General features: G+C 62.2%; 23 protein-coding genes and 1 pseudogene. 16 read left to right on the top strand and 8 right to left on the bottom strand.

Annotation, left to right across the window (positions count from 1 at the left end; translation table 11 throughout):
• Nucleotides 1-457: 457 nt before the first annotated feature.
• The 4 genes from NKH99_RS24820 (at nt 458) to NKH99_RS24805 (ending at nt 8,288) form a co-directional block, all read left to right on the top strand.
• Nucleotides 458-4,816 carry a strawberry notch-like NTP hydrolase domain-containing protein gene (locus NKH99_RS24820; protein WP_353016043.1) on the top strand — a complete coding sequence of 1,453 codons (4,359 nt, stop codon included), beginning with the start codon at nt 458-460 and terminating at the stop codon, nt 4,814-4,816.
• Nucleotides 4,816-5,862, top strand: coding sequence for a DUF7146 domain-containing protein (locus tag NKH99_RS24815; protein ID WP_352819809.1), 1,047 nt, complete (start codon nt 4,816-4,818; stop codon nt 5,860-5,862). The genes NKH99_RS24820 and NKH99_RS24815 overlap by 1 nt, the downstream gene beginning before the upstream one ends.
• Before the next feature lie 312 nt (nt 5,863-6,174).
• Complete coding sequence (locus tag NKH99_RS24810; protein WP_353016041.1) at nt 6,175-7,110, top strand: SLOG family protein; 936 nt, start codon at nt 6,175-6,177, stop codon at nt 7,108-7,110.
• Nucleotides 7,111-7,958: 848 nt separating this feature from the next.
• Entirely contained in the window at nt 7,959-8,288 is a 330-nt protein-coding gene (locus NKH99_RS24805; RefSeq protein ID WP_352768910.1) for a DUF736 domain-containing protein, read from the top strand.
• A gap of 193 nt (nt 8,289-8,481) precedes the next feature.
• Here NKH99_RS24805 and NKH99_RS24800 read toward each other — a convergent pair whose 3' ends face one another.
• Nucleotides 8,482-8,697, bottom strand: a complete 216-nt coding sequence (locus NKH99_RS24800; RefSeq protein ID WP_023674290.1) for a helix-turn-helix domain-containing protein — start codon at nt 8,695-8,697, stop codon at nt 8,482-8,484.
• A 126-nt stretch (nt 8,698-8,823) separates the two neighbouring features.
• On the opposite strand from NKH99_RS24800, the gene NKH99_RS24795 reads away from it, so the two are divergent.
• From NKH99_RS24795 to NKH99_RS24740, 12 genes and pseudogenes are all read left to right on the top strand, one after another.
• Nucleotides 8,824-9,102, top strand: coding sequence for a DNA -binding domain-containing protein (locus NKH99_RS24795; protein ID WP_352470545.1), 279 nt, complete (start codon nt 8,824-8,826; stop codon nt 9,100-9,102).
• Between the two features lie 168 nt (nt 9,103-9,270).
• Nucleotides 9,271-9,630 (top strand): transcriptional regulator domain-containing protein, encoded by a 360-nt coding sequence (locus NKH99_RS24790; RefSeq protein WP_352768913.1) that lies wholly within the window; start codon nt 9,271-9,273, stop codon nt 9,628-9,630.
• The gene (locus tag NKH99_RS24785; RefSeq protein WP_352777613.1) at nt 9,587-10,027 is read left to right on the top strand and encodes a DUF2285 domain-containing protein; all 441 of its coding nucleotides are present in this window, start codon (nt 9,587-9,589) and stop codon (nt 10,025-10,027) included. Before NKH99_RS24790 ends, NKH99_RS24785 begins: the two co-directional genes overlap by 44 nt.
• 125 nt (nt 10,028-10,152) lie before the next feature.
• A complete protein-coding gene (locus NKH99_RS24780) occupies nt 10,153-10,443 on the top strand; it encodes a helix-turn-helix transcriptional regulator (RefSeq protein WP_352771559.1) in 291 nt (96 codons plus the stop codon).
• A 17-nt stretch (nt 10,444-10,460) separates the two neighbouring features.
• Nucleotides 10,461-10,892: a replication initiator protein A gene (locus tag NKH99_RS24775; RefSeq protein WP_352768553.1), complete on the top strand. Its 432-nt coding sequence runs from the start codon at nt 10,461-10,463 to the stop codon at nt 10,890-10,892.
• Entirely contained in the window at nt 10,889-11,524 is a 636-nt protein-coding gene (locus NKH99_RS24770; RefSeq protein ID WP_353016038.1) for a S26 family signal peptidase, read from the top strand. Before NKH99_RS24775 ends, NKH99_RS24770 begins: the two co-directional genes overlap by 4 nt.
• Entirely contained in the window at nt 11,493-11,819 is a 327-nt protein-coding gene (locus NKH99_RS24765) for a DUF736 domain-containing protein (RefSeq protein WP_352768557.1), read from the top strand. Before NKH99_RS24770 ends, NKH99_RS24765 begins: the two co-directional genes overlap by 32 nt.
• A 262-nt stretch (nt 11,820-12,081) precedes the next feature.
• On the top strand, nt 12,082-12,846 hold the full coding sequence (locus NKH99_RS24760; RefSeq protein WP_353016036.1) for a lytic transglycosylase domain-containing protein: 765 nt from the start codon (nt 12,082-12,084) through the stop codon (nt 12,844-12,846).
• A complete protein-coding gene (locus NKH99_RS24755) occupies nt 12,843-13,094 on the top strand; it encodes a hypothetical protein (protein ID WP_352768560.1) in 252 nt (83 codons plus the stop codon). Before NKH99_RS24760 ends, NKH99_RS24755 begins: the two co-directional genes overlap by 4 nt.
• Nucleotides 13,091-14,833, top strand: a complete 1,743-nt coding sequence (locus tag NKH99_RS24750; protein ID WP_353016034.1) for a relaxase/mobilization nuclease domain-containing protein — start codon at nt 13,091-13,093, stop codon at nt 14,831-14,833. Before NKH99_RS24755 ends, NKH99_RS24750 begins: the two co-directional genes overlap by 4 nt.
• Nucleotides 14,834-15,286: 453 nt before the next feature.
• Nucleotides 15,287-15,548, top strand: a pseudogene (locus NKH99_RS24745) (CopG family ribbon-helix-helix protein).
• A complete protein-coding gene (locus tag NKH99_RS24740) occupies nt 15,545-15,853 on the top strand; it encodes a type II toxin-antitoxin system RelE/ParE family toxin (RefSeq protein WP_353016031.1) in 309 nt (102 codons plus the stop codon). Before NKH99_RS24745 ends, NKH99_RS24740 begins: the two are co-directional and overlap by 4 nt.
• A 188-nt stretch (nt 15,854-16,041) precedes the next feature.
• On the opposite strand, the gene NKH99_RS24735 is transcribed toward NKH99_RS24740, so the two are convergent.
• From NKH99_RS24735 to NKH99_RS24705, 7 genes are all read right to left on the bottom strand, one after another.
• A complete protein-coding gene (locus NKH99_RS24735; RefSeq protein ID WP_353016029.1) occupies nt 16,042-17,091 on the bottom strand; it encodes an L-idonate 5-dehydrogenase in 1,050 nt (349 codons plus the stop codon).
• The gene (locus NKH99_RS24730) at nt 17,088-18,494 is read right to left on the bottom strand and encodes a TRAP transporter large permease (protein ID WP_352455844.1); all 1,407 of its coding nucleotides are present in this window, start codon (nt 18,492-18,494) and stop codon (nt 17,088-17,090) included. Before NKH99_RS24730 ends, NKH99_RS24735 begins: the two co-directional genes overlap by 4 nt.
• A gap of 3 nt (nt 18,495-18,497) precedes the next feature.
• Nucleotides 18,498-19,070 (bottom strand): TRAP transporter small permease, encoded by a 573-nt coding sequence (locus NKH99_RS24725; protein WP_353016027.1) that lies wholly within the window; start codon nt 19,068-19,070, stop codon nt 18,498-18,500.
• Nucleotides 19,071-19,214: 144 nt separating this feature from the next.
• Complete coding sequence (locus NKH99_RS24720) at nt 19,215-20,189, bottom strand: sialic acid TRAP transporter substrate-binding protein SiaP (protein ID WP_502900105.1); 975 nt, start codon at nt 20,187-20,189, stop codon at nt 19,215-19,217.
• Nucleotides 20,190-20,240: 51 nt separating this feature from the next.
• Nucleotides 20,241-20,960 carry a FadR/GntR family transcriptional regulator gene (locus NKH99_RS24715; RefSeq protein ID WP_353016025.1) on the bottom strand — a complete coding sequence of 240 codons (720 nt, stop codon included), beginning with the start codon at nt 20,958-20,960 and terminating at the stop codon, nt 20,241-20,243.
• Nucleotides 20,961-21,107: 147 nt separating this feature from the next.
• Nucleotides 21,108-22,013 carry a DMT family transporter gene (locus NKH99_RS24710; RefSeq protein ID WP_353016023.1) on the bottom strand — a complete coding sequence of 302 codons (906 nt, stop codon included), beginning with the start codon at nt 22,011-22,013 and terminating at the stop codon, nt 21,108-21,110.
• 88 nt (nt 22,014-22,101) lie between these two features.
• The gene (locus NKH99_RS24705) at nt 22,102-24,702 is read right to left on the bottom strand and encodes a TRAP transporter permease (protein ID WP_353016020.1); all 2,601 of its coding nucleotides are present in this window, start codon (nt 24,700-24,702) and stop codon (nt 22,102-22,104) included.
• Nucleotides 24,703-24,710 lie beyond the last annotated feature (8 nt).

The raw sequence follows: 24,710 nt of genomic DNA, 5'->3' as shown, positions 1-24,710 counted from the left end.
CCCCCCCCCATATTTTTTTTAAATTTACCCCCCCCCCCCTAACAAAAAACCCCTAATTTGTGCGGCCGGCTTCTTTTTTTAAACATCCACTTAATTTCCGCCCGGGGGGGGGGGGGGGGGGGGCGCCCCCGCGCCCTTTCCTACCCTATCGGATGCTCACTTTCTCACACGGGCAAAGCCAATTGGCCGCATCTGCCGCGTCCTTCTCGCTCGGCGGCTGCTGCCCCGCCGTTCCCACTGCGTGCCAAGATATCGCCCCCGGGCTGCCAACCGCGTTGCCGCTGTCGTCGTTGCGCTGACGGCGGGTAGCGGCGCGGCGCCCGGATCGAAGAAGGATTGTCATCGGCAAGACCGCAGTCCGGAGGGGAGAGGCCGGCCAGGGCGGATTTGAGCCGGATTGGTCGAGAGAGAGGGCCGCCCGGTTCATTCCCGTTCCGCTCTCCTCGAGGTTTTCTCCATGCTTGATGTTTCTTCGAAGACTGCCGCTCCGGCAGTGCCGCTTCCGCTTGTCTCATCCCCGGCTGTCGAACCAGCTGCCGCCATCCACAGCGCGGCGCAGTTTCTTCTGCCCCATCTCGAACGCGGTCAGCGCGTCGACGTCTCGAGCCTTCGCTCCGCCATGGAAGCTGCCTTCGCTGCCTCCGATGCGTCCGGCGCATGGGACTGGAAATCAGCCTATGACGCTTGCGAAGTCGCGACGGTGCTGTTCCTGCGCAAATACGGAAAGTCGCTTTTCCGCAAAGCCGGTTCTCCGGCCGCCGCACTTCCGATGCTGGGCAAGATCGCCGGCCTGTTCCCAATGCACACGCGCCGCTCCGAAGAGACCGAAGCGCTTCAGCAGTTCAGCACCCCCATTCCGCTCGGTCTGGCGGCCGTGACTGCCGCGGCAATCACCCCTGCCGACCGCGTGCTGGAGCCCTCCGCCGGCACCGGGTTACTTGCTATTCTGGCCGAGATCAGCGGCAGCACACTGCTGCTCAACGAACTGGCCGAGGCCCGCGCCGGGCTTCTCTCGTTGCTCTTTCCGGCCATCCCCGTCACTCGCTTCAACGCAGCGCAGATCGATGATTATCTCGATCCCGGCATTGCACCAAGCGTCGTGCTGATGAACCCGCCGTTCTCGGCGCTTGCTAACGTCAGCGGCCGCATGCCCGACGCCGCCTACCGCCACGTCGCCTCTGCGTTGGCCCGGCTCGCCGAGGGGGGACGGCTTGTCGCAATCACTGGGGCAAATTTTTCCCCAGAGCTGCGCGTCTGGCGCGAGTCCTTCGTCAGGCTCCAGGAGCGCGGTCGCGTGGTGTTCACCGCCGCGATCGACGGCGCCGTCTACGCCAGGCATGGCACCACCGTCGAGACCCGGCTGACCGTCATCGACAAACTGCCGGCCGACAATCCAGGCATCTTTCCAGCATCAGCCGGAACGGCGCCCGATGTCGCGACACTGATCGCCAGGATTGGCGAGCACGTTCCCGCACGGCTGCCGGTCAGCGCTTCGGCTTTTGCGCCCGCCGTCAAGGCACTGGGGCCCGCAGCGCGCACGGTGCGCGGTGATCTCGCCAGATCCACCGCTTCCTCTCCGGTGCGCAGCCTCGCCGAGCCGGAAGGCGCCGAGCTTGCCTACGAGACTGTGGACTGGAGGCCTGCCGAAAGTAGGCACATCACCGATGGCATCTATGAGGAGTACGGGTTGCAGGCGATCCGCATTCCGGGCGCCCATCCGCATCCGACCAAGCTGGTTCAATCGGCGTCCATGGCATCCGTTGCTCCGCCGAAGCCGAGCTACCGGCCGATTCTTCCTGCCAAGGTTGTCAGCGACGGCCTCTTGTCCGACGCGCAGCTAGAAACAGTCATCTATGCCGGCGAGGCCCATTCGGAGTTCCTCGCCGGTTCCTGGACGGTGGACGACACCTTCGATCTTGTCTCTGCCGCGCGCGACGATGCCGCGCACGTCGTGCGATTCCGCCGGGGCTTCATGCTCGGCGACGGGACGGGCGCCGGCAAGGGCCGCCAGTCGGCCGGCATCATCCTGGATAGTTGGATGCAGGGCCGCCGCAAGGCAGTGTGGATCTCCAAATCCGACAAGCTGATCGAAGACGCCCAGCGCGACTGGTCTGCTCTCGGCATGGAGCGCCTGCTGGTCACGCCGCTGTCGCGGTTCCCGCAGGGCAAGGCCATCCGCCTCGATCAAGGGGTCCTATTCACCACCTACGCCACGCTGCGCTCCGACGAACGCGGTGAGAAGGTCTCGCGCGTGCGGCAGATCGTCGAATGGTTGGGCACCGACTTCGACGGAGTGATCATTTTCGACGAGAGCCATGCCATGCAGAACGCCGCAGGCGGCAAGGGAGAACGCGGCGACGTCGCCGCCTCACAGCAGGGACGCGCCGGGCTCCGCCTCCAAAATGCCCTGCCGAACGCCCGCGTCGTCTACGTCTCGGCGACGGGCGCAACCACCGTCCACAACCTCGCCTACGCGCAGCGTTTGGGCCTATGGGGTGGTGAGGATTTGCCCTTCGCGACCAGGGCCGAATTCGTCGAGACGATCGAGGCTGGCGGCGTTGCCGCCATGGAAGTGCTCGCCCGAGACCTTCGCGCACTCGGTCTCTATACGGCCCGATCGCTCTCGTACGATGGTGTCGAATACGAGCTGGTCGAGCACCAGCTTACCCCCGAGCAGACCCGCATCTACGACGCCTATGCCGGAGCGTTCAGCGTCATTCATAACAATCTCGACGCCGCGATGCGGGCCGCCAACGTCACAGGCGAGACCGGGACACTGAACCGTCAGGCAAAGTCGGCTGCACGTTCGGCATTCGAGAGCACGAAACAGCGCTTCTTCGGGCATTTGCTCACCGGCATGAAGACGCCGACCCTGATACGCTCGATCGAGCGCGATCTCCATCAGGGCCATGCCGCCGTCATCCAGATCGTCTCGACCGGCGAGGCACTGATGGAACGGCGCCTCGCGGAAATTCCAACCGAGGAATGGAACGACGTTCGCGTCGATATCACGCCGCGCGAATATGTCCTCTCGTATCTGCAGCATTCGTTCCCGGTGCAACTCTACGAGCCGTTCACCGACAGCGAAGGCAATTTGTCGTCACGTCCGGTCTATCGCGACGGCCAGCCCGTGGAGAGCCGCGAAGCGGTCGCCCGCCGCGATCGCCTCATCGAGCAACTCGCTTCGCTGGCCCCCGTCCCGGGGGCACTCGATCAGATCGTACAGCGCTTCGGCACCGACCTCGTAGCGGAAGTGACAGGCCGGTCGCGCCGAATCGTGCGCAAGACCAGCACTCGAGGCATCGATCGCCTTGTCGTCGAAAATCGCGCCGGATCGGCCAATCTCGCCGAGGCACAGGCATTCATGGATGACTGTAAGCGCATATTGGTGTTTTCCGACGCCGGTGGCACTGGCCGCAGCTATCACGCTGATCTCACTGCGAAGAACCGCCGCCTTCGAGTTCACTATCTGCTCGAGCCGGGCTGGAGGGCCGATGCCGCCATCCAGGGCTTGGGGCGCACCAACCGCACGAACCAGGCGCAGCCGCCGCTGTTCCGGCCGGTTGCGACCGATGTGAAGGCTGAGAAGCGCTTTCTCTCGACGATAGCCCGGCGGCTCGACACATTGGGCGCCATTACGCGCGGCCAGCGCCAGACCGGTGGCCAAGGCCTATTTCGCCCTGAGGACAATCTGGAGTCGCACTATGCCCGCGACGCGTTGCGGCAGCTTTACCTGCTGCTGGTTCGCGGCAAGGTGGACGGCTGCTCACTCCAGATGTTCGAGGAAGCGACCGGCCTCACACTGACGGATTCCACCGGCATCAAGGACGAACTGCCGCCGATCACGACCTTCCTCAATCGGCTGCTGGCGCTTACCATTGCGCTTCAAACCGCCCTGTTTACGGCCTTCGAACAATTGCTAAATGCGAAAATCGAGGGCGCCATCGCCTCCGGTGCCTACGACATCGGCTTGGAAACACTGCGTGCGGAGAGCGTCGTCGTCACCGAGCGACGCGTCATCCATGTCCATGCCGCCACCGGTGCGGAAACGCGACTGCTGACCATCGCCCAGCGCAAGCGCAATCGACCCGTTTCACTTGCCGATGCCCTTGCCCAGCTTCACGATCCCCGCGCGAAGCTCCTGGTCAACAACCGATCCGGCCGCGCCGCCGTACAGGTGCCAGCGCCCGCACTCATGCTCGACAACGGCGAGATCGAATGGGGCGTCCGGCTGATCCGGCCGATGGAGCACCATCAGGCCTCACTGAAGATGATGGCGGAGAGCCACTGGGTTGAGGCTGAGCAGGCTGCATTCGCTGACGCCTGGGGTGTCGAGTCGGCTGACGTGCCCGAATTCACGGACAGCACTATCCATGTCGTTGCCGGCATGCTGCTGCCGATCTGGAAGCGTCTGCCCAGGGAATTCTCACGTGTGTACCGGCTCCAGACTGACGATGGCGAGCGCATCATCGGTCGTCAGGTCCCGCCAGCATGGATCGCGGGCGCACAGGCAACAAGCTCGTCTTCCATCACAGCCAGTGACGCTTTCGTTGCGCTTCTGGGCGGTCGAACGATCCTGGACCTCGCCGATGGTCTGCAGCTTCGGCGCAGCCGCGTCATGGGCGTCAGCCGAATCGAGCTGACGGGCTTCAACGACACTATGCGTGACCGTCTTTCGGCTTACGGCCTCTTCCGAGAGATCATCTCCTGGAAGCTGCGCATGTTCGTGCCGGCCGACGCATCTGGACCCGCAATTCTGGGCAAGCTGCTGAAGGGTTATCCAGTCCAGCGCATCGACACGCGGGAGGATGCGTGATGGCCCGCCACGATGCGTCAGAACTGGCGCACCGGCTCAGCCGGCAGGCTGAGGCGGTTTGTCGCTACTATCTTTCGAACGGGCATCGCGAGGGCCGCTACTGGCTTGTCGGCGATGCGCAAAACACGCCGGGCCGCTCAATGTTCGTGCGGCTCGTCGGGTCAGCAAACGGAAAAGGAGCAGCCGGCAAATGGGCCGATGCGGCGACTGGCGAGCATGGCGACCTTCTAGACGTCATCCGCGAAAGCCGCGGCTTCAGCAACTTCAAGGACGTTGCGAATGAAGCAATGACTTTTCTCGGCTTGCCGCATCCCGAACCAGAGCAGATTTCTCCCCGGCCGAAATCGGTAGACACGCGATCCGGATCATCGGAAGCAGCGCGTCGGCTGTTTGCGATGTCGCAGCCGATTGCGGGTACGGTCGTAGAGGCGTATCTGCGCAACCGCAGTATTACCGCTTTGCACGGGACCGGAAGCCTGCGTTTTCACCCGCGCTGCTACTACCGGCCCAACGAACAAGCGCCGACTGAGACCTGGCCGGCGATGATCGCTTCAGTCACCGATCTCGACGGCCATTTGACTGGCGCACATCGCACATGGCTTGATCCTTCCGGCTGGGGCAAGGCACCGGTCGGTACGCCGAGGCGCGCAATGGGCGATCTTCTTGGTCACGCGGTTCGCTTTGGCCTGCCGGGCGACGTCATGGCGGGCGGCGAAGGCATCGAGACCGTCTTGTCGCTTCGGTGCATCCTGCCCGATATGGCTATGGCAGCGGCACTCTCGGCCGCCCATCTTGCTGCCATGCTGTTCCCCCTCACGCTGAGACGGCTCTACATCGTGCGCGACGCCGATCCAGCCGGTAATGGCGCGCGTGACACCTTGATCGAAAGAGCGAATGCTGCCGGGATCGAGCCGGTCGTGCTCTCGCCGGCACTTGGGGACCTCAACGAAGATCTCTGTACGCTAGGCGTGGATGCCGTTCGAGCAGCAGTCCGTGTTCAGCTCGCCCCGCAGGACATCGCCCGTTTCATGGCAGTGGCGGGATAACTCGGAACGAACAGCCTGTCCGCTGTCGCTTGCATCACTGGATGCTCCTGAAGTCGGAGAGAACCGCGCCTGCGGGCCTTCGAGAGGGCGATCGGCCAGCAAACGACCCGGACCCGCAATGTCTCCGGCCGACTATTTTCCGGCGCGCTCCCCAACGGAGCGCTTTCCATCGCGAAGCAAAATAGCCGGCCTTCACCCTCCTCCGCTGACACTCCGGCCCTTCGCTTCGCTGCGGGTGCAGGTCCGTCCCGTTCGCCGGCTTCCGTCGCCATGAAGGCCGCGAGGGTCGCGGTCCAACCGGCGGAGCATCCAATGAGCGAGCATGACGACTACGAACCACAGCACTCGTCTTCACCCATCGACCACGTCCTCACCGAACTCCAGCTCTATGGCTACCGTCCCTTCGTGGATGAGCCTGATCCTCGACCGCTTCCAGAGGGCCACTGCGTCGCCGGCGCGATCGCCGACATCTTCGACGCCCTCATCGTGGCACTGCAAGACACTCGCCTCGAGCCCGATCTCGACGATCTTCTGTGGTCGACCGTCAACATCTTTCACCGCGCCGCAGATCGGATCGAGCGCGAACTCGATCACAACGAGCAGGCGCAACGCCGCAGCCAGCGTGAGCAGGACGGCAGCGAAGTGAAATCCGTCGAGCTGGAACGCCTGACGGCCGAAGGGCAGACGCTGATCGAACGCCAAAGCGCCTTCGAACTGATGCGTGATCAGGCCGCGGAGCACTACGAGCGCCACACCGGATCGAGTTGGCGACCGCGCAGCGGATCGATGGTCAACCATCGCAACATGACCTCTGCGCTGATCGACAGCCGCGATTTTCTCAGCGCCAAGAAACGCGCCTCGCAGGAAGTCCTTCTGCCACCTGGCCCGAAAATCGCCTTCACCGCTGGGCTCGACTTCAATGACCACCAGCTGATCTGGGCCAAGCTCGACCAGGTCCACGCCAGGCATCCCGACATGGTATTGATGCACGGGAAATCGCCGAAGGGTGGCGAAAGGATCGCCTCCTGTTGGGCAGACCGTCGCAAGGTACCCCAAATCGGCTTTGCCCCTGATTGGACAAAGCATGCCAAAGCCGCCCCGTTCAAGCGCAATGACGCAATGCTGGAGGCGCTGCCGATAGGCGTGATCGTCTTTCCCGGGACCGGAATTCAGGACAATCTTGCAGACAAGGCAAAGAAGCTCGGCATCCCAGTCCTCGACTTCCGCCCCAAGGGAGGCGGCACGTAAGCGCTGCCCGCCCCTACCCTTTTTTCGATTGTGCGATACGGCCGCGATCGGGCAGCGCGTACTGTATTTGCAGCTCGCTGGAGTGCTTGGCCCAGGATGCCGGATCTCCGGCTCCAGCGCCGTCCGTCTTTTTGCGATGCTCAAGTCCGCGCCCTAGCAAAGGCGCGCGACGCCGTCACGCTTGCCGTCAACGTTTCAGCTGCGTCGCAGCTGGCATCACAGCTGCGAATAAACGACGCCCGTTCAACCGAACAGGGCCTGGATCTGGGCGAACTCACCGAACAACCGGCGTGGGCAGGATGCTTTTTTTGGCCGTCGCATTGTTAGCGTCGTCGCTGACACGGCATCACGCGACGCACAGTTCGAATCCACCACGGCGTTCCGACCCGTTCTAAAGATAGCGCATATCCGGTGGTGCACGTCAGCCGTGACTTGAACCATCACGTGCGTGTCTTATTCGCGTTGCTGACAACAGCTTGCGACTTCGCGATCCCGTACAGAGGAGCATCGACGCCGGTGACCGTCGTAGCCAGGATTTCGCCAGCGACGGTATCGCCAGGTTCTCCATTGATGTCTCTATCTGGTGGGCCGCTCCAAACGGCCTCTTTAATGGGCTGATCTGGCCGAAGGTCGGCTGCGCCTCGATCGCCTAAGCCGCAATGGCGCCAATCGACTTTCTTCCCCTGCCGGCTGCGCCGTCATTCCTCGCCAAACAACAAAGTCGCTTGGCTGCCATCCTCCGCTGGCGCTGCGGTCGCAAGCGATGCGGCGTCGATCGCCTGCGGCCCGCCGATCGCCATCGAGGCCGCAATGGTGCGGGCTCGAAACAGAGTTCAAGGAGAAAACTCATGGCGATAATCGGAAGCTTCAAGAGGACCGGCAACAACGAGTTCACCGGCGAAATCGTCACCCTCTCGCTCCAGGCCAAGAACGTCCGCATCATCCCCGAGGCCAACCGCTCTGGCGACAACGCCCCCAGCCACCGTGTCTTCGTCGGGCGGGTCGAGATCGGCGCCGCCTGGTCCAAGCGCTCCAATGAAGGCCGCGACTTTCTCGGCCTGAAGCTGGACGATCCGAGCTTCACCGCTCCGATCTACGCCAACCTCTTCAACGATGAGCAAGGCGAAGACTACAGCCTCATCTGGTCCCGCCCCAACGGCCGCCGCAACGCGGAGTAAAGCCCCGACCAAGGCTCCGCCCGGACGAACAGGGCGGGGCCGTCCTCCTTTTCACGACAAGATGAGCGCAGTCGCTGCGCAACGAGCTCCGTCGGACTTCGGGGCGACTACCTGTCGTGTTCGCGACTGGAGACTTCATTCCTGCATGTCGCCTCGCCGATCATCGAAAATTCGAGGTGTTTCCCGCGTCAACTCACGGTGCCGATTTTCTGATCAACTCGCATGGGTCCACATTCAGCGCAGTTGCGATCCTCCCAAGAACACTGATGCTGGCCGAGACCCGAGCGCGCTCGATCGATCCGACGTAACGCATGCTCAGTCCAGAGCGGGCGGCCAGTTCCTCCTGCGTCACGTTCTGGTCATGGCGCAGACGACGCATGTTGGCCGCCATGATCTCCTTGAGATTCATGGCGGATTAGGGACCAGAAAGGGAACTATCGTTCTAGGAATGATCGTTCCTATTCGCTATGATTGGTGCTCGATCTAAAGGACGGCTCCTTCGAGATCGCGATCGAAATATGAACGGTCAAATACCATGCTTAAACCGCTGCTCGATCCTGATGTCGCCGACATTGCGCCGGATGCCTCGGTCCTGACCGGCTATGACGAGGAGCGTCTGCTCACCTACATTCGCCTGCTTGACGCGGCGGCGGAAGATGCCGATTGGCGAGAGGTGGCCAGGATCGTCTTGCATATAGACCCGGAGCAGGAGCCGGAACGAGCGTTCCGGTCCTGGGAAACCCATCTTGCCCGCGCGCGATGGATAACGACCAGCGGCTACCGATATCTTCTCGCTGGCGGCGCTCCGCACTGACGCGGCCGGCGCTCCACTTTGCTGAGTCGGCATAATGGTTTGTCGACTCTCCAACTATTCAACTTCCTTATCCGCCGGGAATGTTGACGCCGACGCCTCACATCCGGGTACGCGGAGAGGACAGGAACAGTGCAAGGCGATTGGACCGATCCGGCGGCGTATGCACACATGTGCAGCTACCAGGCTACGGAGTTCGCTGCCGAGTATCTGATCCGGAATGACGAATTCGTGGCAGAGTGCAGCCAGCTTGCATCGCAACTCGCTGGTTCTGGAGAACCTGCCGGTCAGCCCGATCTCGCCGCCCGTTGGGGCGCGCGATTTCAAAACTGCCGGTGCCGGAGTTCCGAAAGCGGACAATATCATCTGGACGGAACAGGCCTCGCCGCGCGTGCTCCGGGTCATGCAGGTATCCGCATCCCATCAAACAGTTCGACCTTCCAGCCTTGCCGGAGCCAGCGTTTGGCCGCAGGACGAAGGCCTTCACATTACTTGGTCTACCTTAATTGGGAAAAGTCATCTCGTCGCTGATGACCGCGCCGGTGAATTCAACGCTATCCTTCTGCCGCTCGACGCTGCATTCGAGACGCGGCTCGATGCAGCGCGCCGGTTCTGGCGCGCACTGAACGGCCGGGCAGGAAGTTCATCTTACGGCGCGCTGCCGCAACAGACCAAGACCAGGCATATCCTCAATTTACGCGCACATGATGGTCACCGCACGGGTGCAACGTATCGTCAGCTCGCGGAGGTGCTGTTTTCGCAAGAGCCGATTGTGCCGCGAGATTGGCGTGATCATCATCTCCGCCACAAGGTCCGAGCTATCTTACGCCGTGCAGCTTTTTTAGTCGCCGGCGGCTATCGCGATCTTCTCTTCTACCCCCACAACCGCAGCGAAAAGTCCGGCCGCCGAAGTCCTTCTTCGGGGTAGCAAAGGGGTAGCAAAAACGCGCCCCCCAATCTTTGCCCTCCCTCGCCTTTCCTCATTTCGATCATGGTCTACTTCGCGCGTCCCGGCAGGCCAGGACGACAGCAGAACCGAATGGAGATCGAGCGATGTCGAAGGGTCCCGCGGACGCGCCCCAAAAGTATTTGCGCACGAAGGAGGCAGCACCCATCGTCGGGCTCTGCGCCCGCACACTCGAAAAGCACCGGACCTACGGCACCGGCCCAAAATACCGGAAGGTCGGCGGGCGCGTTCTCTACGACATCAACGACCTGCACGCCTGGATAGAGCTGGGCGCACGCACCTCCACCAGCGATGCCAATGCGACCTATGTTCCGCCGGCAAAACCCCATGCAGCCCGCGCGCCCGCCTATGTCGGCCGGCGCGACCGCAGCACCTGATCTGTGGCGCACCGAAAATGCAGTATCGCGAGACCGTTCAGCAGCAATTTGCGCTGTCTTATATCCCCTCAACCGGCTTCCCTCCACGCGGCACGCGGGACGTCGTGGCGCGGCAGCTCGTCTTATTGGTGAAATCCCGCCACCTGACACCGATCCACCCTCATGCGGGCGAAGAACCGACCTGCGTTGAGGCGGCAAGTGTGCACGGCATGGCAACGATTTGGAACGCTGCCATCCTGGTCTGGGCTGCGTCGCAAACCATCCACGCGCAAGCCAGGAGATTGCAACCGCGCCGCTTGGTAGCGGCGAAACAGCAGCAAATCCTGACCTTCATGTCGCCGCGTCAACGGCGGCACGTCCACAGCCGGATAGCCGCACGCGAGCAGCCGAGTCCATACGCCGGCAAGCGTCGTAAAGCTTTCCTGCTGCGCCCCGGGATCGAGTCATGAGCAGACGCACAAAGATCATCGCCACCATGGTTGGCGGCGCAGTGCTCGCCGCGGCGCCGGCATGGATTAGCCATCCGCCGCTGTCCATCTGGAACGCATCGGCGAGCATCCCCGTCGGGCTCTATCGCGTCCAGCCGGCCGACAAAATCGGTATTGCCAATATCGCCGTCATCATACCGCCCGAGCCATTGGCGGCCTTCATGGCAAGACGCGGCTATCTGCCGAAAAAAGTGCCGCTCCTGAAGCGTGTTTTGGCACTCGGGGGCGCAACCGTCTGTCGCCAAGGCACAATGATCATCGTCAACGGCAAGACGTATGGACATGCGCGCGAGCGTGACAGTCGTGGTCGATCCCTGCCCATCTGGCAGGGCTGCCGCGACGTTGCCGAGGCCGACGTCTTCCTTATGAACCCGGGTGCAGCCGACAGTTTTGACAGCCGCTATTTCGGCCCGCTCCCGCTCTCATCGATAGTTGGCCGCGCGGTTCCCGTCTGGACCACGGAGCGCACCACTCCGGTACTGGATATCACCAACGATCCCTCGCTAGCGAGCCGTGAGGGCTCGGCTCGACGCGCACCAACACTCAGAAAGGAGCACTGCAATGACCCAGATCGGAACCTTCACGCGCAATGATGACGGCTTCTTCGGCAATCTCTCCACGCTAACAATCGAGGCGAAGATTGCCATCCTGCCTGCCGAGAAATCCAAAACCGAAAACGCGCCCGACCATCTGATCTATTGCGAAGGGATGGCGGTCGGTGCGGCTTGGGACCGCGCCGGAGACAAGGCTGGGGATTACCTCTCCGTCTCAATAGACGACCCGTCCTTTACGCAGCCGATCCGCGCCAAGCTGTTCCGGTCCGATGCAGAGAACAGCGTCTGGAGCCTGCACTGGAAGCGATCTTCGAAGCGCGACGGGCGAGGCTGAACAGATGCTTCTGGAGCCCTTCGACGAATCTTTCTCGCCAACCCTTTTGATCCATTGCGCGCCGGTGAAAACCTTCGACCCGACCGCCCGCGAGGCAGCCAAGAGGAGGCCGGACACTTGCTTGTGGCTGCGGACACCGATTTCATCACAGCTTTGGCAAAGCCGGTTCGATTGGCGAGCCCCTGCCCTTAACGGAAGCGAACACCGTCGCAGGCTGGCAGCGCATCGGTTCTGCGGTCTGCGGGACGCAGCCCACAGAGGCATGACGACGTTTGCCGCATGTGTCATGCTCGGCTTCGTGGCGCCCGAAACTGGTGCAGCGGCTTCCTGTGCTGGTGAACGGCCGGCGCACTCCGAGTCGACGATCTTGTCGGCTGGCCCGTGGTCGCGGCATATCCGGGAAGCGTCAAAACGCTTCGCCATTCCAGAGCAGTTGCTGCGCGGCGTTATGCATGTTGAGAGCGTCGGCGATGTTCGTGCGCTTTCATGCAAGGGCGCAATGGGCTTGATGCAGATCATGCCGGCGACGTGGCAGGAACTGCGCATCGAATACCGTCTTGGTGACGATCCCTATCAACCGCGTGACAACATTCTTGCAGGTGCAGCATATCTTCGCGAAATGCTCGACAGCTTCGGGCGCAGCGGCTTTCTTGCCGCTTACAATGCCGGTCCTGGTCGGTACACGGAACATCTCTTAACCGGCCGTCCGCTGCCACGCGAGACGGTCGACTACGTCAGGAAACTTGCGCCGCTGCTCGATGGTGCAGTTCTCACTCCGCGGCGCGCGCGGCAAGGTGCAACGATCTTTCCGCATCCCCATGACATTCGGAACGCCGCTGCATCGGATGGCAATGGTTATGCCGAGACGATCTTTGCGGCGATTTATTCGTTCGCAATGCGGTCGCCAATGGGCGATCCTGCTGCGGACCTGACCGCGATCGAGCCACAGCCGGGTGAAACCGATTTCCAATCGAACCACGCTGTTTCCGGCCTATTCGCTCAGCCCTCTTTAGCCATATCGCGATGATCGCCACGTTCGTCCTCAATTGCATTCCGGCCTGTTCCGTCGCGGAAATTGCGGCGGAAGGGTTGGCTGTGGATGAGAACAGAGAGATTGGCAGGATAAAGGGCCGCGAGGTGCGGCTCGGTTCGGCCGATTGTTTTCCTTACAATTTTCGCCTCATTTCGCAATGTGCTGGCACAATCAGCGATGTGCGCTATTCCCAATTTTTCAGTGTTTCAATGGAAACCGCACCTCGTGGCCGTCTAGCATGAAGCGTGACGATAGCTTTCGCGTCCGCCCTGGTCGCATCCGCTCCCGCGCCGGCCAGCGCGCACGACCCTTCATCTTCCAGGCTCTTGCGGCCACACAGCGCGCCGGCGGTCACCTTACACGCGAGGGTCGGATCACCTCCCCGCGAGCTTCAACGTTTGGCCGCGGCAGGTCAGCGAGCATCCGCGCCAGTCGCCTCATCTCTGACCGGTCACGCGGCGCCGTCGTCAAGACCCGTGTGGTACGGCAGTTCAGAGGGTCTGGGCCACTCGCCACCCATCTCAAATATCTTCGCCGCGAAGGTGTTACACGTGATGGTGAGAAGGCGAGGATGTTCGGTCCCGACACCAAAGATGCAGATCATGACGCCTTCTGCGACCGCTGCAAGGATGATCGGCATCACTTCCGTTTCATCGTTTCGCCAGACGATGCAATGGAGCTCGGCGACCTCAAGAACTTCGCTTGTGACCTGATGGCCGACATGGCGCGCGACCTCGGCACGAGGCTCGACTGGATAGCCGTCGATCACTGGAACACCGAACATCCGCACGTTCACATCCTCGTTCGCGGCGTTGCCGACGATGGCGAGAGCCTTGTCATCTCGCGGGACTACATCCGCCAGGGCATGCGCGATCGGGCGAGCGACATTCTCACCCAGACGCTTGGGCTCCGCATGGACCTCGACATCCGCCGGGCCATCGAGCGCCAGGTCGACACTGAGCGCTGGACGCAGCTCGATCGCCAGCTTGTTCGTGACGCCGACCGTCATGGTATCATTGATCTCGCGCCACATCCTGATCGCCGGCCCGACGAGTTCCTGGGGCTCAAAGTCGGCCGGCTGCGGCAACTGGAAAGCCTGGGCCTCGCGAACGAGATCCGTCCCGGCCAGTGGATAGTGGTCGAACAGGCCGAGCCCACTTTGCGCGCCCTCGGTGAACGCGGCGACATCATCAAGCGCATGCACCGCAGCCTCACTGTGCATGGGCTAGAAAAAGGGACGGCCGACTATGTGCTAGCCGCCGAAAGGATTGATGCGCCCGTGATCGGCCGACTGCTCGAACGCGGCCTTTATGACGAACGGCGCGGCGCGGCCTATGCCATCGTCGATGGCATTGATGGACGCACGCACCACATTCGCTTCCATGACCCTGATGCGGCCGGAGACTCCGACCCGGGCTCGGTCGTGGAGTTGTGCCGCGATGCGAGTGCAAATGGCGGTGGCCGGGTCACGCTCGCGGTCCGCTCCGACCTGTCAATCGAACAGCAGGTCCATGCTTCCGGCGCGACTTGGCTCGATCGCCAACTCGTTGCACGCGAGCCTGCCGAATTCGGTGACGGCGGCTTTGGTAGGGACGTAAGACAGGCACTGCAAGATCGGGTCGACCACCTTGTCAGCCGCGATCTGGCCAAGCGCGAGGGACAGCGCGTCATTCTTGTGCGCAATCTGATCGATACTTTACACGATCATGAGGTGGAATCGCTCGGTGCCCGCCTCGCCGCCCAGACGGGCCTCTCGTTCACGAAGGCTGCCAACGGCGATCATGTGGCTGGGATTTACCGGCGGCGTTTCTCGCTGGCTTCAGGCCGGCTCGCGATGATCGACAATGGACTCGAATTCAAGCTCGTGCCCTGGTCGCCGTTGCTCGAAAAGCGATTGGGTAATCAAGTCATCGGGGTCGTGTGCTCGGATATGGGGGGCGTGGATTGGAACCTGGGAAAGAAGCGCGGCATCGGGCTATGAAGGTTCCAGGCGTATGCTCTATCCTGATGCTGGGAAGCCAGCACGGTCGCACATTCTATTTGTACCTGCACAGTGAAGCGCCGATTGCCTCGCAAAAAACAGGGACTTTGCGCATCCTCGATTCAGTCTGGCGCCGGCAATCGCGGCACTGGCGCTGTTTGCCTTCGTCTATCACTGGAATAGCTATCTCTGGCCGCTGACCGTTCTACAGGGCAATGCACACGAATATCCGATCGTCATCGGCCTTAGTCGCCTGCTCAGCTACAACAGAGGCGCTCTAAACACGGGACTGGTGATGGCTGGCGCCACGCTTGCCGTGCTCCCGCCACTGGTGCTCTTCGTCTTGCTGCAGCGCTTCTTTGTGGATTCGATCGTCGGCTCGGCGGTCAGGGGATAATGAACCAGCGCGGCGCTCTGTGCTAAGGTGTACACCGATCAACACAGGACACCGCTATGGCCGCTAGCACCACTATGACAATTCGCGTCAGTCCCGATGTAAAGGAAAAGCTCGACCGGATCGCAAACCGACACCCGGCGTAGCAAGTCATTCCTCGCAGGTGAAGCCGTCGCAGCGTATGTCGATCGCGAGCTTGAAATCATTGAAGGTATCAAGCGCGGCCTTGCTGATGTCGAAGCTGGGCGCATCGTGTCTCATGATAAGGCTATGGCAGAAATTTATGCCGCGATTGATGCCGGCACGGGCCGCAAGGTGTGACGCGAGCCGTTCAGTGGTCTCGCGGTGAGCTGGACGACATCAAGGAACAGATCGCCTATATCTCGCAGGATAATCCGCGCGCTGCGCGCCTGGCAGCAGACCGGATTCTGGACGCAGGGGCCGCGCTTGGGGAAATGGCAACCGGGCGACCCGGCCGTGTATCCGGCACCTATGAAAAGCCTTTGAGTCGCCTGCCCTACATCATAGCGTATGCCGTGACCGCCAAGGGCGCCCGACAAAGCATTTCAACTTTGCGGGTGATCCACGCAGCGCGCGATTGGCAGGACGAGGCATGGCCGAACTGAACGAAATCTCGCGACGAAGGGCTTTAATCGCGAGCGGATTTGCTGCCAACAATTTTGACAGCAAGCTGCCGGGTATTGCTCCGGAGTTTAACCGGAGACCTGGGTGGGAGCATATACGTCGAGCACGTTCTGAGTTTCGTCCGTTCGCAATGAGTTATGGCCGCCAACGATCTGGCAAAAACCACGATTCAGTCCGCGGTCAGCACGACCTTGACACTCTGTGAACGGTCGGCGGCAAGTCGGAAGGCATCGGGGGCGCAAGAAAGCGTGCGCTCCGCTGTCATCAGCTTCAGGACGTCCACCTCCCCCGACACGATGAGATCGACCGCCCGGCCGAACTCCGTGCCGAAGCGGAATGTGCCTTTGAGGTCGATCTCCTTGGCCATCACTGCATTGGCAGGCAGCGGGATCTGGCCACCGGGAAGATTGCCGACCTGGACCACCGTGCCGCCGCGCCGGACACTGGCGATCGCCGCGGCAAGGCCGGCGGCAGTGCCTGAAATCTCGAACGCCACATCAAGCGAATCGCCGGCAGCAAGCGCCTGGAGTTCGGCGTCGCCGCCGGAAAGGCCGATCGTCCTGTCGGCACCCAAACTGCGGGCGAAGGCGAGCGGCGCGGCGGCGATGTCGGCGACGGTCAGTTCAGCGCAGCCGGCAAGCCTGGCCGCGAGCATGGTCAAGAGACCGATGGGGCCGGCACCGAACAGGACGACGTTGCGGCCCCTGACGTCGCCCGCCCGCGCGACGGCGTGCAGACTGACCGCCAGCGGCTCGGCAAGTGCGGCCGCCTGGTAGGCCACGTCAGATGGAACCTTGAAACATTGCGCGGGCGTGGCGTCGAACAGACTGGCGAAGCCGCCCTGCATATGCGGCGTCTTCGATGCCGAACCCATGAAATAGATGTTTTCGCAGAGATTGGCGCGGCCTTCCAGGCATCGCGCGCAATGCCCGCACCAGCGCGACGGATTGACCGCGACATGGTCGCCGACACCCAGGCCGGGTGCCGCGCCGTTGATCTCGACGATTTCGCCCGAGATTTCGTGGCCGAGGACAAGCGGCGAGGTCACAACGAAGTCGCCGGTCCGGGCATGGCGGAAATAATGCAGGTCGGAGCCGCAGATGCCTCCCGCCCCGAAGCGCACCCGCACCATGCCTGGTGCCAGCGGTTCGAGCGGATGCTCCACGACGCGCAGGTCCTGCGGGCCGAACAGCGTCGCCGCAATCACCTGGCCACTCACCGGATCAAGCCCATCTCGGTCGGCAGCCAAAGCGTAATGGCGGGTATGAACGTGATCAGAAGCAGCGCCACGATAAGCGGCACCAGCCACGGCAGGATCGCCATGGTGGTGCGCTCGACCGAAAGCTTGGCGACGCGCGACAGCACGAACAGCACCATGCCGAGCGGCGGGTGCAAAAGCCCGATCATCAGATTGAGCGTCATGATCAGCCCGAAATGCACAGGGTTGATGCCGTAGACGGCAGCGACCGGCAGCAGGATCGGCACCAGAATCGTGATCGCGGCGATCGTATCGAGGAAGCAGCCGACCACCAGCATCAGGATGTTGACCAGGATCAGGAAGACCCACTTGTTTTCGGTGAGCGCGAAGATGAAGTTCGAAAACAGCTGTGCTGCCTGGCTGACGGTGAGCAGCCAGGCGAAGATCGATGCGGCGGTAACGATGAAGAGCACCGAGGCGGTCGTTTCGATCGTGTCGAAGCTGGCCTTGGCAAGCAAACGCAGCGTCATCGTGCGGTAGCGCACCAGCCCGAGGAAAAGCGACCAGATCACAGCCGCCATCGCCGCTTCGGTCGGCGTGAACCAGCCCATCGTCATGCCACCGATCAGGATGACCGGCGTCATCAGGGCCATGACCGCGGAGAAATCGAAATACCAGTCCGCCACGATCAGCACCAGCAGCGCTATGCCGACCGCGATATTGATCGACAGGCCAAGCTGCACCAGCACATAGCAGCCAATCGGAAAGGCAGCCACCACCAGCACCTCGCCCGCCGCTTCGGCCAGCCGCCGAAGCTCGAAGGATGTGTCGGAGCCCCAGCCGCGCCTGTAGGCGAAGATGGCGACCGTGATCATCATCAGCACGGTCATGACCACGCCGGGCAGGATGCCGGCCATGAACAGCGCGCCAATAGAGACATTGGCCATCATGCCGTAGATGACGAAGGGCAGCGAAGGCGGGAAGATCGGTCCGAGCGTGGCTGAAGCGGCGGTAACCCCGACCGCGGCGTCGATCGGATAGCCGTGGTCCTTCATCGCCTTGATCTCGATGGTGCCGATGCCGGCGGCGTCGGCGAGCGCGGTGCCCGACATGCCGGAAAAGATCACCGATCCGATGATGTTGACCTGCGCCAGGCCGCCTTTCATCCAGCCGACCAGGGCAAGGGCGAAGGAATAGATGCGCCCGGTGACGCCGGCGATGTTCATGAGGTTGCCGGCCAGGATGAAGAACGGAACGGCGAGCAGCGGAAAGCTCTCCACCCCGGCGATCATGCGCTGGGCCGCGATGATATCGGGCGCGACGCCGTAGATGACGAGGTAAAGGATCGACGCGGCCGCCATCGAAACGGCGACCGGCACGCCGATGAGCATCAGGACAAGAAAGCCCCCGACCAGAAGCAGCATCGCTCAGACCCCCGCCGTCTCGAACGCACCAGGACGCTCGAGCACCGAATAGCCGCGCCTGTAATTGCCGATGAAGACCTGGATCGAGCGCAGAAGCATCAGCACGAACCCGGCCAGTACGGCGTAGAAGAACCAGCGCCGCGGCAGGTTGACGGTGACCATGCGCTCATGCGCCACGATCGTGACGTAGCGCCACATCAGCCAGGATCCGTAGGCGAAGAATGCGATGCGGATAACATCGACGGCGAGCGCCAGCCAGCGGCCGACGCGCTCCGGCAGATAGTGGTAAAGCACGTCGACATGGATATGGCGCGAAAGGCGCACGCACATGGCGGCACCCAGAAAAACGACGACCACGAGCGCGTTGATGGCGATCTCCTCGGTCCAGGCAAGGCTGTTGTTCAGTGCATAGCGGGTGAAGAACTGCAGGAAGACACACACGACCATGCCCCAGAAAACGGCAAGCGTAATCCAGTCCTCGACGCCGTGGTCCGACAGGTCGACGTGTACCGGCACCTCCTCGAAGGCGTGCGCGATCTCTTCGACGGTGATCTCGGTGTGGTGTTCCTCGGCCATCGGCGCGGGCTCCCGAAGCTGGTGGGTCGTCAAGGATTGAAAAGGCCGTCCGGCGCAATTTGGAGCCGGACGGAAGGGCAGGTTAAAGCAGCAAATCCGATTGCCGCTCTGTCTTCTTGATTAAGCACCTGATTTCCGGATGGCCTACTTGATGGCGCGGATCGCTTCCCAATCGGACTTGTTGTAGCCGAACTCCTCGAAGGTGACCTTCTCCAGGACATTCTTCTCGAAATCGGCGCGGTCGACATCCGTTACGGTGATGCCGCGGTCCTTGAATACCTGCACCAGTTCCTTTTCGCGGGCGACGATCTTTGCCGTGGCGCGGGCGGCAGCCTCCTGCATCACCTCGGTGAAGATCTTCTTGTCCTCGTCGGAAAGCGAGGCCCAGCGCGACGCCGATATGATGGTGTTGAGATGATCGACGATATGGCCAGTGAGCACGATGTTCTTCTGCACCTCGTAGAATTTCTTCGCCTCGATGGTGGTCAGCGGGTTCTCCTGGGCCTCCACGGTGCCGTTCTGCAGGGCCAGATAGACCTCGGCGAAGGCAATCGGCGCCGTGTTGGCGCCGCAGGCACGCGGCATGGCCAGATAGGCCGGCACGTCGGGAACGCGCATCTTCAGGCCCTGCATGTCGGAGCACTTGGCGATCGGACGGTTCGAGGTGGTCTGCCGCGTCCCGTAATAGGTGGTGGCGGCGATGTGATTGCCGGTCTTGTCCTCATAGCCCTTGGTCAGGGCCTTGTAGACGTCGCTTTTGGTGTATTTCAGCAGATGGTCGGCATCGCGGAAAGTGTATGGGAAGTAGGTGACGCCGATCGGTGGATATTCGCGCGCCGCGAAGCTCGATCCGGAAATGATGATGTCGACGGTGCCGAGCATCAGGCCCTGGTTGATGTCCGCTTCCTTGCCAAGCTGCGAGGCCGGATAGACGTCGATGGCGTAGCGGCCCTGGGTGCGCTTCTTGATCTCGTCGGCCGCCCACACGGATTCGGTGTGGAAGGGCTCCGTCGTCTCGTAGACATGCGCCCATTTCAGGACCGTTTCCGCCGAGGCCGACGCCATGGGTATAGCAATTGCGGTGATCGCACCGAGCAGAACTGCGTATTTTCTCAGCATCTAATTCCTCCCTGGTTGAATTTGACGGCCGGATCTCCCCCCGGCCAACTGCTATTCCGCAACCTCCTTGGCTGCGGCTCTCTCATCGAAATTGCGTGAGAATCTGATTTGGGACTGGCGCAGATGCTGCTGCATGGCGGCCTTGGCCCGCTCGGAGTCGCGCGCGGCAATTGCATCGCGCACGGCACGATGTTCCTTTGCCGCGACCTGCCAGGAATCGCTGGTCTCGAAATAGATTGACAGGCGTTCGAAGTACGGGTTCATGCGCTGGTCGAAAAGCTCGCCGATGAAGCGCACCAGCACCGCGTTCTCGAGAATGCCGGCGACAGCGGTGTGGAATTCCCGGTCGAGCGCAATGGTCATCTTGTTGGGGTGACGCATGGCCTCCATCCGGCGCAGCACGTCGTCGAGCCGTTCGATATCTGCAGGCCGGACATGGAGGGCCGCTTCGGCGGCGATCGCGCCTTCGACGAATTCGCGCGCGCGCAACAGCTCGAACGGGCCTTCCTCGACTTCGGGTTCGGAGGCGGCGGCGCTCGGCGGATCGGTGACGTAGATACCCGAGCCGACGCGGATGCGTATGCGGCCTTCAACCTCCAGCGCTATCAGCGCTTCACGGACTGTCGGGCGGGAAATTCCGAGCTGGTCGGCCAGATCCCGCTCGGTCGGCAGGCGGTCGCCGACGGAAAACTCGCCGGCATCGATCAGCTGCCTGAGCTGATCGGCTACCTGTCGGTAAAGCCGGCGTGGTTCAACGGCCTGGATCGGCATGCGCGTCTAGTTCCCTCCCGGGCCAACCCTGGTACATTGGTCTGACCCATTGACCGCAGCTTAGACAGAGGATGCGGAGAGTCAAGCTCGATAGAACCGCGACCCGCACAACCGGAACGCGGCGGCATTGCGCAAGCATTCCATGCGTCAGCGCCGTCCCCCGCGAATGACCAGGACGTTCCCGGCGGCGACGAGGACGAGCCCGATGATCGCGTACGCAGTCCAGGCATAGCCTTCCAGCGCCGTGGAGATCAAAAGCGCAAAGACGGGAAATATGACGGTCGCATAGCCGGCGCGGGCGCCGCCAATGCGTCCGAGCAGCGTCAGGTAGGCGGCGAAAGCCACGACGGTCGATATGACGGCGAGGAAGACCAGCGAGCCGATATAAGAGGCGGTCGTCGCGAACACGAACGGCTCACCAAGCAGGAAGGCCAACAACGCCGACCACAAAGTGCCATAAAGCATGCCCCAGGCGCTCGTTGAAACGAGCGGCAGTCCGCGGCGCTGGTTGGCGACGGAGACGAGATTGCCGGCGCAGAAGCTCAGCGTGCCGCAGAGGCACAGAAGAAGGCCCACCAACGTGCCGCCGGAAAGCCCGTTGGCGGCGATTTCGGGAAAGAACATCAGCGCTATTCCGGCGAAGCCGATGATGCCGCCGGCGAGAATGCGCGGCGCCGGGCGCTCGCCGATGATCAAGGCAGCGAGCAGCATGTTGATGACCGAAGCGAGCGAGAAGACGACTGAGAGCAAGCCGCTGACGAGATAGCCGGCGCCATAATAGAAAAACAGGAAGTTCGACGAGAAGATGAGGATGCCGAGCACAGCAAAGCGCAAATGATCGGTGATCGGAAAGCGGAGCCGCCGACCGGAAAAGCCCGCCCAGGCAAACATCAGCAGCGTGGCGATGGCGAAGCGCCAGACCAGATTGACCTCGTTCGACACGCCGCTGCCGACCTGAAGTTCGATCGCGAACCACGATGCGCTCCAGGCAATGACCGTCAGCGCGTAAAGCCCGTAGTCGACGGGTTCGAAGGGGCGGTCGCGCGTCGTCATGCGCATTTCCGCATTAGTCGGTTCCGCGGCGCCGTTTGGTTCTCTTGTTACTGACATGCTGGCCAAGACTCTTCCGCTCACAAGACGCTTACGGACCGATTGTCCTCCTTCGCCGCTTCTGAACCCAGAAGACGAGACCGACCAACAACAGGGCCGGGATGGTAAACCAATAGCGCGATGGCCGTTCCGCAGGGACTAGCACCCGGTTGATTTCGTCGCCGGGCTGCAGGCCGAATTTGGCCGCCTGGCTGCCCAGTCGCACGACGCCGACCGTCACGCTATCGCCAAGCGCACTGACGTCCAGGCCCGCAGCCTTGAGGCGTTCGGCCGATGAATTTGCAGGCCCGAGCTGCAGCCGAACCAGCTTCGATATCTCATCGCCGTTGAGGTTCAGTGTCGTCAGGCGCAAGCGAACCGCGCCTCCCTCGGCCGTCTCGTCGACGATACGGCTGAGTTCGGTGGCGGGTACTGCCCGATACGGTTCACTCACCTGATCGAGCAACAATCCCGGCCTGAACAAGATGAAACAGGCCACAAGCAACGCAATCGTCTCGTACCAGCGGTTGCGCACGAGCATCCAATTCTGCGTCGCTGCTACAAACGAGACCATGGCCAGCGTCGATGTCACCACCATCGCGACGGAATCGAACGGACCTTCGAGATCGATCATCAGCAGTCCGGTGTTGAAGATGAAGATGAACGGCAGCAGGCCGGTACGGATCTCGTACTTGAAGCCCTGAATGCCGGTCTTCACCGGATCGGCGCCGGAAATTGCCGCAGCAGCATAAGCTGCCAGACCCACTGGCGGCGTCACATCCGCCATCAGCCCGAAATAGAAAACGAACATGTGGACGGCGACCAGCGGCACGGCAAGATCGTTCTGCGCCGCCAAATCGACGATGACCGGCGCCATCAAGGTGGCGACGACGACATAGCTTGCAGTGGTCGGCATGCCCATGCCGAGAATGATGCAGATCACCGCGGTGAACAAAAGCATGACGATGAAGCTGCCGCCCGAGATGAATTCGACCAGCTCGGTCATTACCAGCCCGATGCCCGTGAGCAGAACCGTGCCGACGATGATGCCGGCCGTCGCAGTGGCAATGCCGACCGTCGTCATGTTGCGTGCGGCGGCGGACAGCCCACCGACCAGATCGTCGAAACCGTGAAGCCAATGCTGCGCCAGCGCGCGGTCCTTGCGGAAAAAGGCGGTGAGCGGCCGCTGCGTGACGATCAGCGCCATAAGGGCGACAGCGCCCCAGAATGCCGACAGGCCGGGCGACAACTCCTCCACCATCAGGCACCAGATCAACAGGATCACAGGCAGCAGAAAATGCAGGCCGGTGCGTGCCGTCTCGCCGAAGTGGGGAATCCTGACGATCTCGCCCTCCAGATCCTCCAGCGGCAGGTCGGGATAACGCGCCCGGTAGGCGACAAGGCCGATGTAAACGGCGATCAGCGCGGCAGTGATCATCCAGGTCGCGGCCGCGCCGAAAACGATCTTCGTCCAGCCAATGCCGTAATAGACAAGCCCTGCGAGGATGATGAAACCGCATATGCCAATCAGCCCGCGCAGCGCGCCCTGAAATGCGGAGTGCGTGCTGCTTGACGGCAGGCCCTTCATCCCCGTCTTCATCGCCTCGATATCGACGATGTAGAACAACGAGCCGTAGGTCAGCAGCGCCGGATAGAAGGCGTGCTTGACCACCTCGGCATAGGAAATGCCGACATATTCCGCGATCAAGAACGCGGCGGCGCCCATCACCGGAGGCATCAGCTGACCATTGACGCCGGCCGCGCATTCGATGGCGCCCGCCTTCACCGCAGAATATCCGACCCGGCGCATCAGCGGGATGGTGAAGGTTCCGGTGGTCACGACATTAGCGATCGACGACCCGGAAATCATGCCGGTCAGGCCGGAAGCCACAACACCGGCCTTGGCCGGACCGCCGCGGTATTTGCCGAGCAGCGAGAAGGCAAGCTGGATGAAAAAGCCGCCGGCGCCGGCGCGCTCCAGCAATGTTCCGAACAGAACGAACATGAAGACGACGTTGGTGGACACACCAAGGGCAACACCGAAGACCCCCTCCGACGTCAGCCACATCTGCGAGGCTGCGCGCGATAACGTCGCGCCTTTGTGGCCGAGCAGGCCAGGTAGGTGAGGCCCGGCGAAGATATAGATCAGCATGATCGCCGCGATGACGGTGATGGCAGGCCCGACGGCGCGACGGGCGGCCTCGAGCAGGATGAGGACGCCGGCGATCGAGACGACCAGGTCAGCCGTAGTAGGAAGGCCCGGCCGATGGGCGATATCGCTGTAAAAGACCAACAAATAGAGGGCGGACGCCGCCCCGGCGATGCCTAGCACCCAGTCGGGCAGCGGCACCCGGCTGCGCGACGAGGTCTTGAAGGCCGGAAACGTCAGCATCGCCAGAAACAGGGCGAAGGCCAGATGGATGGAGCGGGCGATGCCGTCGCTGACGACACCAAAATTGAGCATGAACGGAAGGGGCGAGGCATACCAGAGCTGGAACAGCGACCATGCCAGCGATACGCCGAGGATCAGCTTCGCGGTGCGGCCGGTCGGCCTGCGCCCACCGGTGTCGGCTTCGGCGACGATCTCGCTAAGCTTGTCAATGTCGATAACGGGTTGGTCAGGCCCTGCCGCCCGCTGGCTTTGATCTGTCATCGTTCCCC

Origin of the sequence: Mesorhizobium sp. M0854 (assembly GCF_040319815.1) — a bacterium.
Classification (GTDB): Bacteria; Pseudomonadota; Alphaproteobacteria; order Rhizobiales; family Rhizobiaceae; genus Mesorhizobium.
The sequence above is the reverse complement of the archived record's forward strand: the minus strand, read 5'-3'. Positions and strand labels throughout refer to the sequence as shown.

What these genes read in the sequence shown, in the direction of transcription:
- NKH99_RS24820 (WP_353016043.1), top strand. Translation starts at nt 458, where the DNA reads ATGCTTGATGTTTCTTCGAAGACTGCCGCTCCGGCAGTGCCGCTTCCG.
- NKH99_RS24815 (WP_352819809.1), top strand. Translation starts at nt 4,816, where the DNA reads ATGGCCCGCCACGATGCGTCAGAACTGGCGCACCGGCTCAGCCGGCAG.
- NKH99_RS24810 (WP_353016041.1), top strand. Translation starts at nt 6,175, where the DNA reads ATGAGCGAGCATGACGACTACGAACCACAGCACTCGTCTTCACCCATC.
- NKH99_RS24805 (WP_352768910.1), top strand. Translation starts at nt 7,959, where the DNA reads ATGGCGATAATCGGAAGCTTCAAGAGGACCGGCAACAACGAGTTCACC.
- NKH99_RS24800 (WP_023674290.1), bottom strand. Translation starts at nt 8,697, where the DNA reads ATGAATCTCAAGGAGATCATGGCGGCCAACATGCGTCGTCTGCGCCAT.
- NKH99_RS24795 (WP_352470545.1), top strand. Translation starts at nt 8,824, where the DNA reads ATGCTTAAACCGCTGCTCGATCCTGATGTCGCCGACATTGCGCCGGAT.
- NKH99_RS24790 (WP_352768913.1), top strand. Translation starts at nt 9,271, where the DNA reads ATGTGCAGCTACCAGGCTACGGAGTTCGCTGCCGAGTATCTGATCCGG.
- NKH99_RS24780 (WP_352771559.1), top strand. Translation starts at nt 10,153, where the DNA reads ATGTCGAAGGGTCCCGCGGACGCGCCCCAAAAGTATTTGCGCACGAAG.
- NKH99_RS24775 (WP_352768553.1), top strand. Translation starts at nt 10,461, where the DNA reads ATGCAGTATCGCGAGACCGTTCAGCAGCAATTTGCGCTGTCTTATATC.
- NKH99_RS24770 (WP_353016038.1), top strand. Translation starts at nt 10,889, where the DNA reads ATGAGCAGACGCACAAAGATCATCGCCACCATGGTTGGCGGCGCAGTG.
- NKH99_RS24765 (WP_352768557.1), top strand. Translation starts at nt 11,493, where the DNA reads ATGACCCAGATCGGAACCTTCACGCGCAATGATGACGGCTTCTTCGGC.
- NKH99_RS24760 (WP_353016036.1), top strand. Translation starts at nt 12,082, where the DNA reads ATGACGACGTTTGCCGCATGTGTCATGCTCGGCTTCGTGGCGCCCGAA.
- NKH99_RS24755 (WP_352768560.1), top strand. Translation starts at nt 12,843, where the DNA reads ATGATCGCCACGTTCGTCCTCAATTGCATTCCGGCCTGTTCCGTCGCG.
- NKH99_RS24750 (WP_353016034.1), top strand. Translation starts at nt 13,091, where the DNA reads ATGAAGCGTGACGATAGCTTTCGCGTCCGCCCTGGTCGCATCCGCTCC.
- NKH99_RS24730 (WP_352455844.1), bottom strand. Translation starts at nt 18,494, where the DNA reads ATGCTGCTTCTGGTCGGGGGCTTTCTTGTCCTGATGCTCATCGGCGTG.
- NKH99_RS24725 (WP_353016027.1), bottom strand. Translation starts at nt 19,070, where the DNA reads ATGGCCGAGGAACACCACACCGAGATCACCGTCGAAGAGATCGCGCAC.
- NKH99_RS24720 (WP_502900105.1), bottom strand. Translation starts at nt 20,189, where the DNA reads ATGCTGAGAAAATACGCAGTTCTGCTCGGTGCGATCACCGCAATTGCT.
- NKH99_RS24715 (WP_353016025.1), bottom strand. Translation starts at nt 20,960, where the DNA reads ATGCCGATCCAGGCCGTTGAACCACGCCGGCTTTACCGACAGGTAGCC.
- NKH99_RS24710 (WP_353016023.1), bottom strand. Translation starts at nt 22,013, where the DNA reads ATGACGACGCGCGACCGCCCCTTCGAACCCGTCGACTACGGGCTTTAC.
- NKH99_RS24705 (WP_353016020.1), bottom strand. Translation starts at nt 24,702, where the DNA reads ATGACAGATCAAAGCCAGCGGGCGGCAGGGCCTGACCAACCCGTTATC.